Source organism: Nocardioides sp. GCM10023255 (genome assembly GCF_042653125.1).
Lineage (GTDB): Bacteria > Actinomycetota > Actinomycetes > Propionibacteriales > Nocardioidaceae > Nocardioides.
In genome coordinates, this window is record NZ_JBHSHU010000003.1 from 130448 (window position 1) to 145509 (window position 15062).

Annotated in this window: 9 protein-coding genes and 1 pseudogene; 7 read left to right on the top strand and 3 right to left on the bottom strand. The window is 71.7% G+C overall.

Translation table 11 applies throughout. The features are described from left to right. Positions 1-30: 30 nt before the first annotated feature. Genes ACFO9I_RS04375 through ppdK form a run of 6 tightly spaced genes read left to right on the top strand, consistent with a single transcriptional unit; the run spans position 31 to position 10907 of the window. Positions 31-2019, top strand: coding sequence for an alpha-1,4-glucan--maltose-1-phosphate maltosyltransferase (locus tag ACFO9I_RS04375; protein ID WP_379178182.1), 1989 nt, complete (start codon positions 31-33; stop codon positions 2017-2019). An 11-nt stretch (positions 2020-2030) separates the two neighbouring features. Then, positions 2031-3767, top strand: coding sequence for a maltose alpha-D-glucosyltransferase (gene treS / locus ACFO9I_RS04380; RefSeq protein WP_379179384.1), 1737 nt, complete (start codon positions 2031-2033; stop codon positions 3765-3767). Then, positions 3764-5176: a maltokinase N-terminal cap-like domain-containing protein gene (locus tag ACFO9I_RS04385; protein WP_379178184.1), complete on the top strand. Its 1413-nt coding sequence runs from the start codon at positions 3764-3766 to the stop codon at positions 5174-5176. Before treS ends, ACFO9I_RS04385 begins: the two co-directional genes overlap by 4 nt. Then, positions 5173-7368: a 1,4-alpha-glucan branching protein GlgB gene (gene glgB / locus ACFO9I_RS04390; RefSeq protein WP_379178186.1), complete on the top strand. Its 2196-nt coding sequence runs from the start codon at positions 5173-5175 to the stop codon at positions 7366-7368. The genes ACFO9I_RS04385 and glgB overlap by 4 nt, the downstream gene beginning before the upstream one ends. Before the next feature lie 42 nt (positions 7369-7410). After that, on the top strand, positions 7411-8190 hold the full coding sequence (locus tag ACFO9I_RS04395) for an NUDIX domain-containing protein (protein WP_379178188.1): 780 nt from the start codon (positions 7411-7413) through the stop codon (positions 8188-8190). 47 nt (positions 8191-8237) lie between these two features. Further along, positions 8238-10907, top strand: coding sequence for a pyruvate, phosphate dikinase (ppdK, locus tag ACFO9I_RS04400; protein ID WP_379178190.1), 2670 nt, complete (start codon positions 8238-8240; stop codon positions 10905-10907). 102 nt (positions 10908-11009) lie between these two features. Here ppdK and ACFO9I_RS04405 read toward each other — a convergent pair. Then, positions 11010-11912, bottom strand: a pseudogene (locus ACFO9I_RS04405) (EamA family transporter); the annotation flags it as partial. On the opposite strand from ACFO9I_RS04405, the gene ACFO9I_RS04410 reads away from it, so the two are divergent. Beyond that, a complete protein-coding gene (locus tag ACFO9I_RS04410) occupies positions 11911-12798 on the top strand; it encodes a LysR family transcriptional regulator (RefSeq protein ID WP_379178192.1) in 888 nt (295 codons plus the stop codon). The pseudogene ACFO9I_RS04405 and the gene ACFO9I_RS04410 overlap by 2 nt on opposite strands. 75 nt (positions 12799-12873) lie before the next feature. Here ACFO9I_RS04410 and ACFO9I_RS04415 read toward each other — a convergent pair whose 3' ends face one another. Together ACFO9I_RS04415 and ACFO9I_RS04420 are read right to left on the bottom strand one after the other, a co-directional pair. Beyond that, entirely contained in the window at positions 12874-13833 is a 960-nt protein-coding gene (locus ACFO9I_RS04415; RefSeq protein WP_379178194.1) for a co-chaperone YbbN, read from the bottom strand. A gap of 10 nt (positions 13834-13843) precedes the next feature. Further along, a complete protein-coding gene (locus tag ACFO9I_RS04420; RefSeq protein WP_379178196.1) occupies positions 13844-15061 on the bottom strand; it encodes an acetyl-CoA hydrolase/transferase family protein in 1218 nt (405 codons plus the stop codon). Position 15062 lies beyond the last annotated feature (1 nt).

Here is a 15062-nt window from a genome sequence, read left to right on the forward strand (position 1 = left end):
CGTCAGGGGCGATTCCGAAAGTGTGGTGGCATGGTCGGTCGCATCCCCGTCATGAATGTCATGCCCGTCGTCGATCTGGGTCGACAGCCGGCGAAGGCCACGGTCGGCGAGCCCTTCCCGGTCTCCGCCACGGTCTTCCGCGAGGGTCATGACAGGCTCGGCGCCGAGGTGGTCCTGACCGGTCCCGACGGCCGTCGGCGACCGCCGGTGCGGATGGTCAAGCACGCCGACGTCCCGGACCGGTACGACGCCTGGGTCACCCCCGACGCCGAGGGTCCGTGGACCTTCGAGGTGCAGGCCTGGTCGGACCCGCTGGCGACCTGGGAGCACAACGCGGGCGTGAAGATCCCCGCGGGCGTGGACGTGGAGCTGATGTTCCTCGAGGGTCGGCTGCTGCTGGAGCGGGTCAAGGCCGACCTCGACCCCGCCGACCGGCACGGCCACGGCATCCTCGCCGGCGCCATCGAGGCGGCCGACGACCAGGACCGCCCCGCGGGCGCCCGGCTCGCCGCCCTCCAGTCGCCGGAGCTCGTCGACCTGCTGGCCGCCAACCCGCTGCGCGAGCTGGTCACGGTGGAGGGCCCCTACCCGGCGTACGCCGACCGCCAGCGCGCGCTCTACGGCAGCTGGTACGAGTTCTTCCCTCGCTCCGAGGGCGCGACCGCGGACCCGGTGACCGGCAAGGTCACCAGCGGCAGCTTCCGGACCGCCGCCAAGCGCCTCGACGCCGTCGCCGCGATGGGCTTCGACGTGATCTACCTGCCGCCGATCCACCCGATCGGCGAGGTCAACCGCAAGGGCCCGAACAACACCCTCACGCCCGGGCCCGAGGACACCGGGTCGCCGTGGGCGATCGGCTCGAAGCACGGCGGCCACGACGCCATCCACCCCGACCTCGGCGACTTCGACGACTTCGACGCGTTCGTCGACCGGGCCCGCTCCCTCGGGCTGGAGGTCGCGCTCGACCTCGCCCTGCAGGCGGCGCCCGACCACCCGTGGGTGACCTCGCACCCCGAGTGGTTCACGACCCGCGCCGACGGCTCCATCGCCTACGCGGAGAACCCGCCGAAGAAGTACCAGGACATCTACCCGATCAACTTCGACAACGACCCGACCGGCATCTGCCGCGAGGTGCTCCGCGTCGTACGCCTGTGGATGTCGCACGGCGTGCGGATCTTCCGCGTGGACAACCCGCACACCAAGCCGGTGGCCTTCTGGGAGTGGCTGCTCAAGGAGATCCGGCGCACCGATCCCGACGTGCTGTTCCTCGCCGAGGCGTTCACCCGCCCCCCGATGATGCGCGGCCTGGGCGCGATCGGCTTCCACCAGTCCTACACCTACTTCACCTGGCGCAACGCCAAGTGGGAGCTGGAGGAGTACCTCCGGGAGCTGGCCGCCGAGACCGACCACATGATGCGGCCGAACTTCTTCGTCAACACCCCCGACATCCTGCATGCCTACCTGCAGTACGGCGGCCCGGCGGCGTTCAAGATCCGGGCCGCGATCGCCGCCACGGGCTCGCCGAGCTGGGGTGTGTACGCCGGCTACGAGCTGTTCGAGCACGTCGCGGTCAAGCCCGGGAGCGAGGAGTACCTCGACTCGGAGAAGTACCAGATCCGGGTCCGGGACTGGGACGCCGCGGACCGCGAGGGCCGCACGCTCGCGCCGTACCTCACCCGGCTCAACGAGGTCCGACGCGCCCACCCCGCCCTGCAGCTGCTGCGGAACGTGCACATCCACCACAGCGACGACGAGAACATCCTCGTCTTCAGCAAGACGCACGTGCTGCCGGACGGCCACCGCGACACCGTCGTCGTCGTGGTCAACGTCGACCCGCACGCCGCCCGCGAGACGACGGTCCACCTCGACCTGCCGGCGCTGGGCATGTCGTGGGGTGACTCGTTCGTGGTCCACGACGAGATCACCCACGACGACTGGAGCTGGAGCCAGCACAACTACGTGCGGCTGGACCCGGCGCACGAACCCGCCCACATCCTGACCGTGAGGAGCCCCCGTTGACGGACCGCGAGATCGACCTCCACGACTCGACGGCACCAGACGGGGATCCCTTCCCGGACTCCGTCGGCAGCACCCCTGACTGGTTCAAGACCGCGGTCTTCTACGAGGTGCTGGTCCGGTCCTTCCGGGACTCCAACGGCGACGGCACCGGTGACTTCAAGGGGCTGACCGAGAAGCTCGACTACCTGCAGTGGCTGGGCGTCGACTGCCTGTGGATCCCGCCGTTCTTCTCCTCGCCGCTGCGCGACGGCGGGTACGACGTCGCCGACTACACCAACATCCTCCCCGAGTGCGGCACCGTCGAGGACTTCCACCACCTCCTCGACGAGGCCCACAAGCGCGACATCCGCGTGATCATCGACTTCGTCATGAACCACACCAGCGACCAGCACCCGTGGTTCCAGGCCAGCCGCGAGGACCCGGACGGTCCGTACGGCGACTTCTACGTCTGGTCCGACACCGACGAGCTCTACCAGGACGCGCGGATCATCTTCGTCGACACCGAGCCGTCGAACTGGACGTGGGACCCGGTGCGCCAGCAGTACTACTGGCACCGGTTCTTCTCCCACCAGCCGGACCTGAACTTCGACAACCCCAAGGTCCACGAGGCCATGCTCGACGCGATCTCGTTCTGGTTCGACATGGGGCTCGACGGCTTCCGCCTCGACGCCGTGCCGTACCTCTACGAGCGGCCGGGCACCAACGGCGAGAACCTGCCCGAGACGCACGCGTTCCTGAAGAAGGTCCGCAAGTTCGTCGACGACAAGTACCCCGGCAAGGTCCTGCTGGCCGAGGCCAACCAGTGGCCCGCGGACGTGGTCGACTACTTCGGCGACTTCGAGTCCGGTGGCGACGAGTGCCACATGTGCTTCCACTTCCCGGTCATGCCGCGCATCTTCATGGCGGTGCGCCGCGAGTCACGCTTCCCGATCTCGGAGATCCTCGAGCAGACCCCGCCGATCCCCTCGGGCTGCCAGTGGGGCATCTTCCTGCGCAACCACGACGAGCTCACGCTCGAGATGGTCAGCGACGAGGACCGCGACTACATGTGGGGCGAGTACGCCAAGGACCCGCGGATGAAGGCCAACATCGGCATCCGCCGCCGACTGGCGCCGCTGCTGGACAACGACATCAACCAGATCGAGCTGTTCACCGCGCTGCTGCTCTCGCTCCCGGGCTCCCCCGTCCTCTACTACGGCGACGAGATCGGGATGGGCGACAACATCTGGCTGGGCGACCGCGACGGCGTCCGCACCCCGATGCAGTGGACGCCCGACCGCAACGCGGGCTTCTCCTCCGCGACCCCCGGCAAGCTGCACCTGCCCGCGATCCAGGACCCCGTCTACGGCTACCAGAGCGTCAACGTCGAGGCGCAGCTGGAGAACTCCTCCTCGCTGCTGCACTGGACGCGCCGGATGATCCAGGCGCGGCGCCGACACGAGGCCTTCGGCCTCGGGTCGTTCGTCGACCTCGGCGGCTCGAACCCGACGGTGCTCTCCTACGCCCGTGAGCACGAGGGCGACGACGGCCGCCACGACGCCATCGTGTGCGTCAACAACCTCTCCCGTTTCCCGCAGCCGGTCGAGCTGGACCTGCGGCGCTGGGAGGGCATGGTCCCGGTCGAGCTGCTGGGCGGCGTGCCCTTCCCGGCCATCGGGGAGCTGCCGTATCTCCTGACGCTCGGCGGGTACGGCTTCTACTGGTTCCGACTGACCGCACCGGACACCGACGAGGGGATGACCCAGTGACCGAAGCAGCGCCTCAGGCGCACGAGGCCCTCAAGCCGTTCATCGAGAACGCCCGCTGGTTCGGCGGGAAGGGGCGCGAGTTCTCCATCACCGGAGGGCGGCGGCTCGGCGAGGTCCCCGGTCATGTCGCGGACGGCCCCCGGGTGGCCATCGACCTGGTGACCCTGTCCTACGAGGACGGCGGTGAGGACGAGTACTACCAGGTCCCGCTGTCGTTCTACCCCGGCGCACAGTCGCGCCTCGAGCACGCGCTGGTCGGCGTCTGGCACGACGAGGACTTCGGGACCAGCCACGTGTACGACGCGGTGCACGACCGCGAGGCGATGGCCTGCTGGCTGCGCTCCTTCGACTCGACGCCGGAGGGTCCGCTGGCCTTCCACCGGCTCCCCGGTCACGAGCTCGACCTCGAGGCCCACTCCACGCTCTTCAGCGGGGAGCAGTCCAACTCCTCGGTCGCCTTCGGCGAGGACTCGCTGCTCAAGGTCTTCCGCAAGATCACGCCAGGGGTCAACCCCGACATCGCCATCCACGAGGTGCTGACCCGGGCCGGCTCGCCGCACGTCGCCTCGCTCTACGGGTGGCTGGAGTGCCCGGCCCTGCTCGAGGAGGGCGACGACCGGGACGCCGTGCTGCAGCTGGCGATGCTCCAGCAGTTCCTGCGCACGGCCACCGACGGCTGGGACCTCGCGCTGGCGAGCGTGCGCAACCTGTTCGCGGAGGCCGACCTGCACGCCGACGAGGTCGGCGGCGACTTCGCCGGCGAGGCGGCCCGGTTGGGCCAGGCGCTGGCGGAGACCCACGTCGCCCTGGCCGGGCACTTCCCCGTCGAGGACCGCGACTCCGCGGCCCTGGGAGCGCTCGCCGACGCGATGAACCAACGGCTCGACGCCGCGCTCGAGGTGGTCGCGCCGCTGCGCCCGTACGCCGACGAACTGCGCCGCGCCTTCGACGCGCTGCGCGAGCTCCCCGGCGTGCGCGTCCAGCGGATCCACGGCGACCTCCACCTCGGCCAGACGCTGCGCACGGTGCGCGGCTGGAAGATCGTCGACTTCGAGGGCGAGCCGGCCAAGCCGCTCGCCGAGCGCTCGCTGCCCGACTCCCCCTGGCGCGACGTGGCCGGGATGCTCCGCTCCTTCGACTACGCCCCGCGGGTCGTCGAGCGGACCTGGGCCGGGGACCTGGAGGACGCCACCGAGCAGCGCGCCTACCGCGCGGCCGAGTGGTCCGCGCGCAACCGCGAGGCGTTCCTGTCCGCCTACGCCGGGCGCGACCTGACCGACGACGAGAGGACCCTGCTGGAGGCGTACGTCGCCGACAAGGCCGTCTACGAGACCGTGTACGAAACCCGCAACCGTCCGACCTGGGTGGCGATCCCGCTCGAGGCCGTGGCGAGGATCGGAGTGTCATGACCACACCCACCGCCAAGCCCGTCGACACGCACGAGCTCGACCAGATCGTCCGCGGCGAGCACGGGCACCCGCACGCCGTCCTCGGCGCCCACCCGCACGACGGCGGCGTCACCGTGCGCGTCCTCAAGCCCCTCGCGTCCGAGGTCGCCGTCCTGCACGGCGGCGGGCGCACCGAGCTGACCCACGAGCACGAGGGGATCTGGTGCGGGGTGCTCCCCGTCGCGGAGGTCCCCGACTACCGCGTCTCCGTCGCGTACGACGGCGCGCCCACCGAGCTCGACGACCCCTACCGCTTCCTGCCCACGCTCGGCGAGGTCGACCTGCACCTGATCAACGAGGGCAGGCACGAGCAGCTCTGGGACGTGCTCGGCGCGCACGTGCACCACTACACGACGCCGTTCGGCGACACGATCAGCGGCACCGCGTTCGCCGTCTGGGCACCGTCGGCGCGCGGCGTACGCGTCAAGGCCTCCTTCAACAACTGGGACGGCCGCGAGCACCCGATGCGCCAGCTCGGTACCTCCGGCGTCTGGGAGCTCTTCGTCCCGGGCGTCGGCAGCGGCACCGGCTACAAGTTCCTGATCCTCGGGTCCGACGGCCAGTGGCGCGAGAAGGCCGACCCGATGGCCTTCCACACCGAGGTCCCGCCGGCCACCTCCTCGGTCGTCTTCGAGTCGTCCTACACCTGGGGCGACGAGGAGTGGATGTCCGCGCGCGCCGGCAAGCAGCCCGTGCACGAGGCGATGTCGGTCTACGAGGTGCACCTCGGGTCCTGGAAGAAGCACCACGGCGGCGGGCTGTACTCCTACGCCGACCTCGCCGACCACCTCGTCCCCTACCTGACCGACCTCGGCTTCACCCACGTCGAGTTCCTGCCGGTGATGGAGCACCCGTTCGGCGGCTCGTGGGGCTACCAGGTGACGTCGTACTTCGCCCCGACCGCGCGCTTCGGCGACCCCGACGGCTTCCGCCACCTCGTCGACCGGCTGCACCAGGCCGGCATCGGCGTCATCGTCGACTGGGTGCCCGCGCACTTCCCGAAGGACGAGTTCGCGCTGTCCCGCTTCGACGGCACCCCGCTCTACGAGGACCCGAACCCCTCGCGCGGCGAGCACCCCGACTGGGGCACCTACGTCTTCGACTTCGGGCGTCGCGAGGTCCGCAACTTCCTGGTCGCCAACGCGCTCTACTGGCTCGAGGAGTTCCACATCGACGGGCTGCGCGTGGACGCGGTCGCCTCGATGCTCTACCTCGACTACTCGCGCGAGCCCGGCGAGTGGTCGCCCAACGTGCACGGCGGCCGGGAGAACCTCGAGGCCGTCCAGTTCCTGCAGGAGATGAACGGCACGGTCTACAAGCGGGTGCCCGGCGCGATCACCATCGCCGAGGAGTCCACCTCGTGGGAGGGCGTCACCCGCCCGACGTCCGACGGCGGCCTCGGCTTCGGCTTCAAGTGGAACATGGGCTGGATGCACGACTCGCTCGGCTACATGCAGCACGAGCCGGTGCACCGGTCCTACCACCACGGCGAGATGACGTTCTCGCTCGTCTACGCCTGGTCGGAGAACTACGTGCTCCCGATCAGCCACGACGAGGTCGTGCACGGCAAGGGCTCCCTGCTGCGCAAGATGCCGGGCGACCGGTGGCAGCAGCTGGCCAACCTGCGGGCCTACCTGGGCTTCATGTGGGCCCACCCCGGCAAGCAGCTGCTGTTCATGGGCGCGGAGATGGGCCAGGAGTCCGAGTGGGCCGAGGCCCGCGAGCTCGACTGGTGGCTGCTCGACCACCCCGAGCACCGAGGCGTCCAGTCGCTGGTGCGCGACCTGAACCGCGTGTACGCCGAGACGCCCGCCGCGTTCACCCGCGACAACGAGCCCGGCACGTTCCAGTGGATCGACGCCAACGACGCGAGCCGCAACGTCTTCTCGTTCATCCGCCGCGGCTCGGCCGGCCCGGACCTGGTCTGCGTGTCCAACTTCGCCGCCGTCCCGCACGACGGCTACCGGCTGGGGCTGCCCTCCGCCGGGGTGTGGGAGGAGGTGCTCAACACCGACGCGGACACCTACACCGGCTCGGGCGTGGGCAACATGGGCGCGATCAGCGCGGTCGACGGCGAGTGGTCCGGCCAGCCGGCGTACGCCGACATCGTGGTGCCGCCGCTGGCCACCGTCTGGTTCCGGCGCCGCGACTGAGGGTCGGGCGAAGCGGCACCATCCGGTCGCTAGGGTGGAGCCGTGCCCGACCAGACCACCACCACGACCGTCGCCGACGGCGTCGCACGGGTCGAGTGGGTGGCCGACCTGCACGACGCCGGTTTCTCGGCCGCCGTCGAGGTCGTACGCCGTGAGGTCGAGGACGCGCTCGCCACGCACGGGCGGGTGGAGGCACTGGTCTCCCCCGACGACGAGCTGGGGCAGCGGGTCGCCACCTGGTCGGGGCTGCGACGTGAGGGCGTGATGCGCGGCATCACCGTCGAGGGTGAGAGCGTCGACCGGATCGTCTACGCGCGACTGTCCACCGACGCCCCCGCGCACGAGCCCGACGGCTTCCGGGCCCTGCTCAACTCGTTCCTCCCCCGCAAGCGCGCGATCAGCCAGATGCTGATCCGCGACCACGAGGAGCGGGTGCTGCTGTGCCAGCTCACCTACAAGCAGGACTGGGACCTGCCCGGCGGCGTGGTCGAGGTCGGCGAGTCACCCCAGCTGGCCGTGGCCCGCGAGGTCGAGGAGGAGCTCGGGCTGCAGATCGAGGCGGCCGGCCTGCTGCTCACCGACTGGCTGCCCCCGTGGGGCGGCTGGGACGACGCGCTGTGCCTGGTCTTCGACGGCGGCCGGCACGCACCCACGATCCTCGAGTCGGTGGTCAAGCAGACCCGGGAGATCCGGTCCGCCGAGTTCTGCACCCTCGAGCAGGTGGAGAAACGGTGCGCCGACTTCACCGCACGGCGGGTCCGGGCCGCCCTCGACCAGGTCGCCGGCGGCGGCCCCTCGGCGTACACCGAGTCGGGTTTCTGACCCGTTGCCCCTGCCCATCGGGGCCGAAACGGGGTACAGATTGCCCTGTGACCACCTACGTCTTCGACTTCGCCCAGGGCAACAAGGACCAGAAGGACCTGCTCGGCGGCAAGGGGGCCAACCTCGCCGAGATGACCAACCTGGGCCTGCCGGTGCCGCCAGGGTTCACCATCACGACCGAGGCCTGCCGCGCCTTCCTCGAGCAGGGGGACCTGCCGGACACGCTCGGTGAGGAGGTCAGCACGCACCTCGCCGCGCTCGAGAAGGCGATGGGCCGCACGCTCGGCGACCCCCAGGACCCGCTGCTGGTGTCCGTGCGGTCGGGCGCCGCGCACTCGATGCCGGGCATGATGGAGACGGTCCTCAACATCGGCCTGAACGACGAGTCGGTGCACGGTCTCGCGACCCAGAGCGACGACGAGCGGTTCGCGATGGACTCCTACCGTCGGCTGCTGCAGATGTTCGGCACCACGGTCCTCGGCATCCACGACGAGGTCTTCTCCGAGGAGCTCGACCAGCTCAAGGAACGGCGCGGCACCACCGACGACGTGGCTCTCGAGGTGGGCGACCTGCGCGAGCTGGTGGCGACGTTCCAGAAGGCGATCGAGGAGCACGCCGGCCGACCGTTCCCCCAGGACCCGCGCGAGCAGATGGACCTCGCCGTGCGCGCGGTCTTCGAGTCGTGGAACACCGAGCGCGCGGTGCTGTACCGGCGCCAGGAGCAGATCCCGGAGGACGGCGGGACCGCGGTCAACATCCAGGCGATGGTGTTCGGCAACCGCGGCATGTCCTCGGGCTCGGGGGTCGCGTTCACCCGCGACCCCGCCTCGGGCAAGCAGGGCGAGTACGGCGACTACCTGCAGAACGCGCAGGGTGAGGACGTCGTCGCCGGCATCCGCAACACCGTCTCCCTCGCCGACCTCGGCGACATCGACAAGAAGTCGCACGACGAGCTGCTCGAGATCATGGCGACCCTCGAGAACCACTACCGCGACATGTGCGACATCGAGTTCACCATCGAGCAGGGCAAGCTCTGGATGCTGCAGACGCGGGTCGGCAAGCGCACCCCCGAGGCCGCCTTCCGGATCGCGGTGGACATGGCCGACGAGGGCCTGATCGACCTCGACCAGGCGCTGGGCCGGGTCACCGGCGCCCAGCTCGCCCAGCTGATGTTCCCGCGCTTCGACCCGAAGGCCGAGCGCACGCTGCTGGCCAAGGGCATGAACGCCTCTCCCGGCGCCGCCGTGGGCAAGGCGGTGTTCGACTGGGACACCGCGGTGGAGTGGGCCGAGCGCGGCGAGGACGTGATCCTGGTCCGCAAGGAGACCAGCCCCGACGACCTGCACGGGATGATGGTCGCGCGCGGCATCCTCACCAGCCGGGGCGGCAAGACCTCGCACGCCGCCGTCGTCGCCCGCGGCATGGGCCGCACCTGCGTCTGCGGCGCCGAGGCGCTCGAGGTCGACACCCGCAACGGCGAGTTCACGGTGCGCGGCGGCAAGACCGTCCGCGAGGGCGACGTGATCTCCATCGACGGCACCACCGGCGAGGTCTTCGACGGAGCCGTGCCCGTGGCCGACTCGCACGTCGTGCGCTACTTCGAGGGCGACGAGCAGACCGGCGACCCGGTGGTGACCGCCGTCGCCCGGCTGATGGAGCACGCCGACGCCGCGCGGCGGCTCGCGGTCCGCACGAACGCCGACACGGCCGGGGACGCCGCGCGCGCCCGGAGGTTCGGCGCCCAGGGCATCGGGCTGTGCCGCACCGAGCACATGTTCCTCGGGGAGCGACGCGAGCTGGTCGAGAACCTCATCGTCGCCGAGGGCGAGAAGGGGCAGGCGAAGGCGCTCGACGCCCTGCTCCCCCTCCAGCGCCAGGACTTCACCGAGATCCTCGAGGCCATGGACGGCCAGCCGGTCACGATCCGGCTGATCGACCCGCCGCTGCACGAGTTCCTGCCCGACTTCACCGAGCTGTCCGTCGCCATGGCGCTCGCCGACACCCGCGGGCACCGCAAGAAGCGGGAGCGCAAGCTGCTCGAAGCCGTCCGCCGCCTGCACGAGCAGAACCCCATGCTCGGCCTGCGCGGGGTGCGGCTCGGCATCGTGATCCCAGACCTGTTCACGATGCAGGCGCGAGCGATCCTGGAGGCCGCCGCGGCGCGGGTCCAGCAGGGCGGCGACCCACGGCCGGAGATCATGATCCCGCTGGTCGCCTCGGTGCGCGAGCTCGACCTGGTCAAGAAGCGGATCGTCGAGGTGGCCCGCACCGTCCAGGACGAGACCGGCGTCGACCTCGCGTTCAAGGTCGGGACCATGATCGAGCTGCCGAGGGCCGCCCTCACCGCCGACCAGATCGCCGGCTCGGCGGAGTTCTTCTCCTTCGGCACCAACGACCTGACCCAGATGACGTGGGGCTTCTCGCGTGACGACGTCGAGGCGTCGTTCTTCGGGACCTACCTCGAGCAGGGCGTCTTCCCCGTCTCGCCGTTCGAGTCCCTCGACACCGAGGGGGTCGGCTCACTGGTGCGGACCGCCGTGGGGCTCGGGCGCGAGGCACGCCCCGACCTCCACCTCGGCATCTGCGGCGAGCACGGGGGCGACCCCGCCTCGATCCACTTCTTCCACGAGGTGGGGCTCGACTACGTCTCCTGCTCGCCGTTCCGGGTCCCGGTGGCCCGGCTCGAGGCCGGCCGGGCCGCGCTGGCCGGCCGCTGAGGACGCCGCGCCGGCCCGCGGGACGTCATGCGATCTGGTCGCCGCCGCGACCCGTTCGTACGACGTCGCCCGTGAACGGCGCGCGGGCCGCAGGGCGACCAGGACGCCGAGCACCAGCACCAGGCCGCCGAACGTCTCGGCAGCGTTCGGGCGCTGGTCGAGCAGCAGCCACGCCGAGGCCATTGCGACGACCGGCGCGAGCAGCACCCAGGGGACGACCGCGGCAGACGGGTTGCGGGACAGCAGGCCGTTGAAGAGCCCGTAGCCGACGAGCGAGGCCAGCCCTGCGGTGTAGAGCGTCGAGACCACCGCCTGCCAGGAGAACGACGCCAGCGCCGAGGACACCGCGGCGGGGCCGTCCAGCGCGACCGACAGGAGCAGCAGGGGCACCGGGACGACGAGCGCGGACCACACCGTCAGCGACAGCCCACCGGCGACGCCCGAGGCGCGGGAGACCACGTTGCCGATGCCCCAGGACAGCGCGCCGAGCAGGCAGAGCGCGAGCGCGGACGCGGGGACGTGGCCACCGCGCCCCACCGCGACCACGAGCAGCCCGGCCGAGCCGAGCAGCACCCCGACCACCTGGGCCGCGGTCGGCCGCTCCCGGAGCACGCCCGCGGCGATCACGACCGTGAAGATGACCTGTGCCTGCAGCACGAGCGCGGCGAGCCCCGGCGGCATCCCCGCCGCCATCGAGACGTACAGGAAGCCGAACTGGCCCAGGGACATGAACGCCCCGACCGCCGCGACCGTGCGCCACGGGGCGTTCGGCCTGGGCACCAGCAGCACCGCGGGCACGACGACCGCGGCGAACCGGATCGCAGCGAAGAGCAGCGGCGGCACCCCGTGCATGCCCCAGTCGATCACCACGAAGTTGAAGCCCCAGATCGAGGCGACCAGGGCGGCCAGGAGGGAGTCGCGACGGTTCACGGGACCACCCTGCCGGGTCGCGACCATGAAGCACCAGCGATGATTTCTCAGCCTGTCCATGTAGCATCGCTGCATGATCGACCTTCCGGCGCTCGCCTCGCTGCGCGCCGTGGCCGCGCACGGCTCGGTGGTCGCCGCCGCCGAGGCGCTCGGCTACACCCCGAGCGCGGTCTCCCAGCAGGTCAAGCGCCTCGAGCGCCAGACCGGCGTACCCCTCCTCGAGCGGGTCGGCAGGGGCGTCGTGCTCACCGGCCACGGCCGGCACCTCGTCGACACGGGCGCGCGACTGCTCGCGGACCTCGAGGAGATGGAGGCCGGCCTGCACCGGCGGGCCGGGGCGGTCGCGGGTCAGCTGCGACTCACCGCCTTCTCCACCGCCATGCGCGGCCTGGTCGCCCCGGTCGCGCGCGACCTCCGCTCCGCCCACCCCGACCTCGCGCTGGTCCTGACCGAGCGCGAGCCGTGGGACACCATCGACCTGGTCGCCTCCGGTCAGAGCGACGTCGGCGTCGTGCACCGCTGGGGCGACGTGCCGCTGGCGGTCCCCGAGCACCTCGCGACGACCCACCTCGCCCGCGACGTGGCCGAGGTGGTGGTGCGCGTCGACCACCCGCTCGCACGCCGACGCCGGGTCAGCCCTCGCGACCTCGTGGACGAGGACTGGATCGCCACCCCGGAGGGCACGATCTGCCGGCAGTGGCTGACCCGGATGTACGCCGGCACCGGCCGGCTGCCCCGGATCGCGCACACCTCGATGGAGTTCGACTCACACCTCGCGCTGGTGCGCGCGGGGCTGGGCATCGCCCTGGTGCCCCGCCTCGGCCGTCAGCCGCTCGGCGAGGAGCTGGTGGGCGTGCCCGCCCACGACCCGGAGCCCACCCGCGACGTGATCGCGGTGCACCGCCGGTCGATGTCCGACTCCCCCGCGGTCAGCGCGGTCCTCGCCGCGCTGGCCCGCTGAGCAGTGGCCCGCTGAGCAGTGGCCCGCTGAGCGCCGGTCCGCTGGGCGCCGGTCCGCCGGGCGCCGGGCCGACGGTCAGAAGAGCGCCGAGGCGAGGTTCTGGCGCCCGCGCAGCACCCGCGGGTCGTCGTTGCCGACGGCGCCGAAGAGGCCGAGCAGGTGCTCGCGCGCCTGGTCGCGCTCGTCACCGCTGCTGCGGCGGACCAGGTCGATCAGCCGGGTGAACGCGTCGTCCACGTGACCACCGAGCATGTCGAGGTCGGCGACCAGGGTCTGGGCATCCACGTCGTCGGGGTTCGCCGCGGCGGCCTCGCGCGCCTGCTGGAGGTCGACGCCCCGGGTCCGCTGGAGCACCTTGGCCATCGCGAGACCCGCGGCGGCCTCGGCGTCGGCCGGGTTGGCGTCCACCAGCTTCTGGTACTCCGCGACGGCCCGGTCGATGTCACCCTCGCCCAGCGCCTCCTGGGCGGGCGCGTAGCGCGGGTCGACCTGCTCCTCGGCGCCGGCGTCAGCCGCCTCGGGGGCGGTGCCGGCGCGCGGCTGGTGGCGGCCGGTGATGCCCTGCGCGGTGAGCTGCTGCATCACCTGGTTCAGCGCGGTGCGCAGCTCCTCGAGCGGCAGCACGTCCTGGAACAGCGGGGCCGGGCGGCCGTCGAGCACCGCGACCACGAGCGGGATCGACGGGATCTGCATGGCCTGCGCGATGCCGGGCGCGGCGTCGATGTCGACGAGGCCGAGCAGGAAGCGGCCCTCGAACTCGGCGGAGAGCGTCTGGAGGTCGTCGGCGAGCTGGCCGCTCTCCGGCATCCGGGCCCGGGAGTAGAACACCAGGATGATCGGCGCGGTCATCGACGCCTCGACGGTCGCCTGGAAGTTCTCCTCGGAGATCTCCACGGCGTACGGCGAGCCGCCGGCCGGCGCGCCGGCCGCACCGGCACCCGTGGGGGCACCCGCCGGGGGCGGGGTCGGCTGAGCGGGGCGCTTGAGGGCCGAGAGGTCGATCGCTCCGGGGCGGCTGAACGGCTGCTGCGTCATGCGGCCAATCCTAGAGAGCCGCGGCGAGGCCGAGCGCCACGGCCTCCTCGCGCAGCTCCTCGCGCACGTCGGGGTGGGCGGCGTTGTCGATGATCTGCCGGGCCTGCTCCTGCTGGTCGCGGCCGAACACCTCGGCGGCCCCCTGCTCCGTGACGATCGCGCTCATCTGGAACGACGTGACCGGCTCGTCCACGAGGGGGACGACGGTCGAGCAGTCGGCCTTGGGGTGCCAGGACCGCAGCGCCATCAGCGCCTGGCCCCCGCTGCTGTGCAGCGCCCCGACGATGAAGTCGGTCTGGCCACCGAAGCCGGAGTGGATGCGGGCCCGGATCCGCGACGCGTTCGCCTGGCCGAACAGGTCCACCTGGAGCGCGGTGTTGACGCTGACCATGGCCGGGTTCGCGGAGATCCGGGCAGGGTCGTTGGTGACCTCCGTGCGGACCATCTCCACCCGCTCGTTCCCGTCGACCCACTCCACCAGCTCCGGCGACCCGAAGAGGAACGAGGAGCGGACGGGCACGTCCACGTCGAGCGCCCCGGCCCGTTCGAGGGCCAGCACGCTGTCGGAGAACATCTCGGTCCAGATCCGCAGCCCGCGCCGCCCGACGAGGCCGCGCATGGTGGCGTCGGGCACGGCACCGATGCCGGCCTGCAGCGTGGCACCGTCACCGACCCGCTGCGCCACCAGGTCGCCGATCTGCGCCGACGCCTCGTCGATCGCCGCCACCGGCGCGTGCGCCAGCGGCTCGTCGGCCTCAACCATCAGGTCGATGGCGTCGGTGGGCACGAGAGCGTCGCCGAAGGTCCACGGCATGTGCCGGTTGACCTGGGCCACCACCCGCCCACCGCGACGCCGCACGGCCTCGAGGGCGGCGGGCAGCACGTTGACCTCGGTGCCGAGGGAGACCTGACCGCCACGGGGTGGGGTGGTGTGCACCAGCACCAGGTCCGGCGCCAGGGAGGTCTCGAACAGCCGGGGCACCAGCGACAGCCGCGACGGCACGTAGCTCAGCCGCGGGCTGCGTCGCATGCCGGGACCGACGAACGAGGTCTCGAGCACGACCCCGTCCCGGTCGGGCAGGCCGGCCTGCCCGTTGAGCGCCCAGAGCCGGTACGACGGCAGCGCCCCGTCGACCAGGGACAGGGTGTGCCAGGGCGTCGCGTGGTTGCCGGACACCACGACGCGCGGGTGGTCCGGCAGCCCGGCGAGCAGGCGGGTGGGGTTCACC

Coding starts and splice junctions, on each gene's coding strand:
- ACFO9I_RS04410 (WP_379178192.1), top strand. CDS start 11,911: ATGATCGACCTTCCGGCGCTCGCCTCGCTGCGCGCCGTGGCCGCGCAC.
- ACFO9I_RS04375 (WP_379178182.1), top strand. CDS start 31: ATGGTCGGTCGCATCCCCGTCATGAATGTCATGCCCGTCGTCGATCTG.
- ACFO9I_RS04415 (WP_379178194.1), bottom strand. CDS start 13,833: ATGACGCAGCAGCCGTTCAGCCGCCCCGGAGCGATCGACCTCTCGGCC.
- glgB (WP_379178186.1), top strand. CDS start 5,173: ATGACCACACCCACCGCCAAGCCCGTCGACACGCACGAGCTCGACCAG.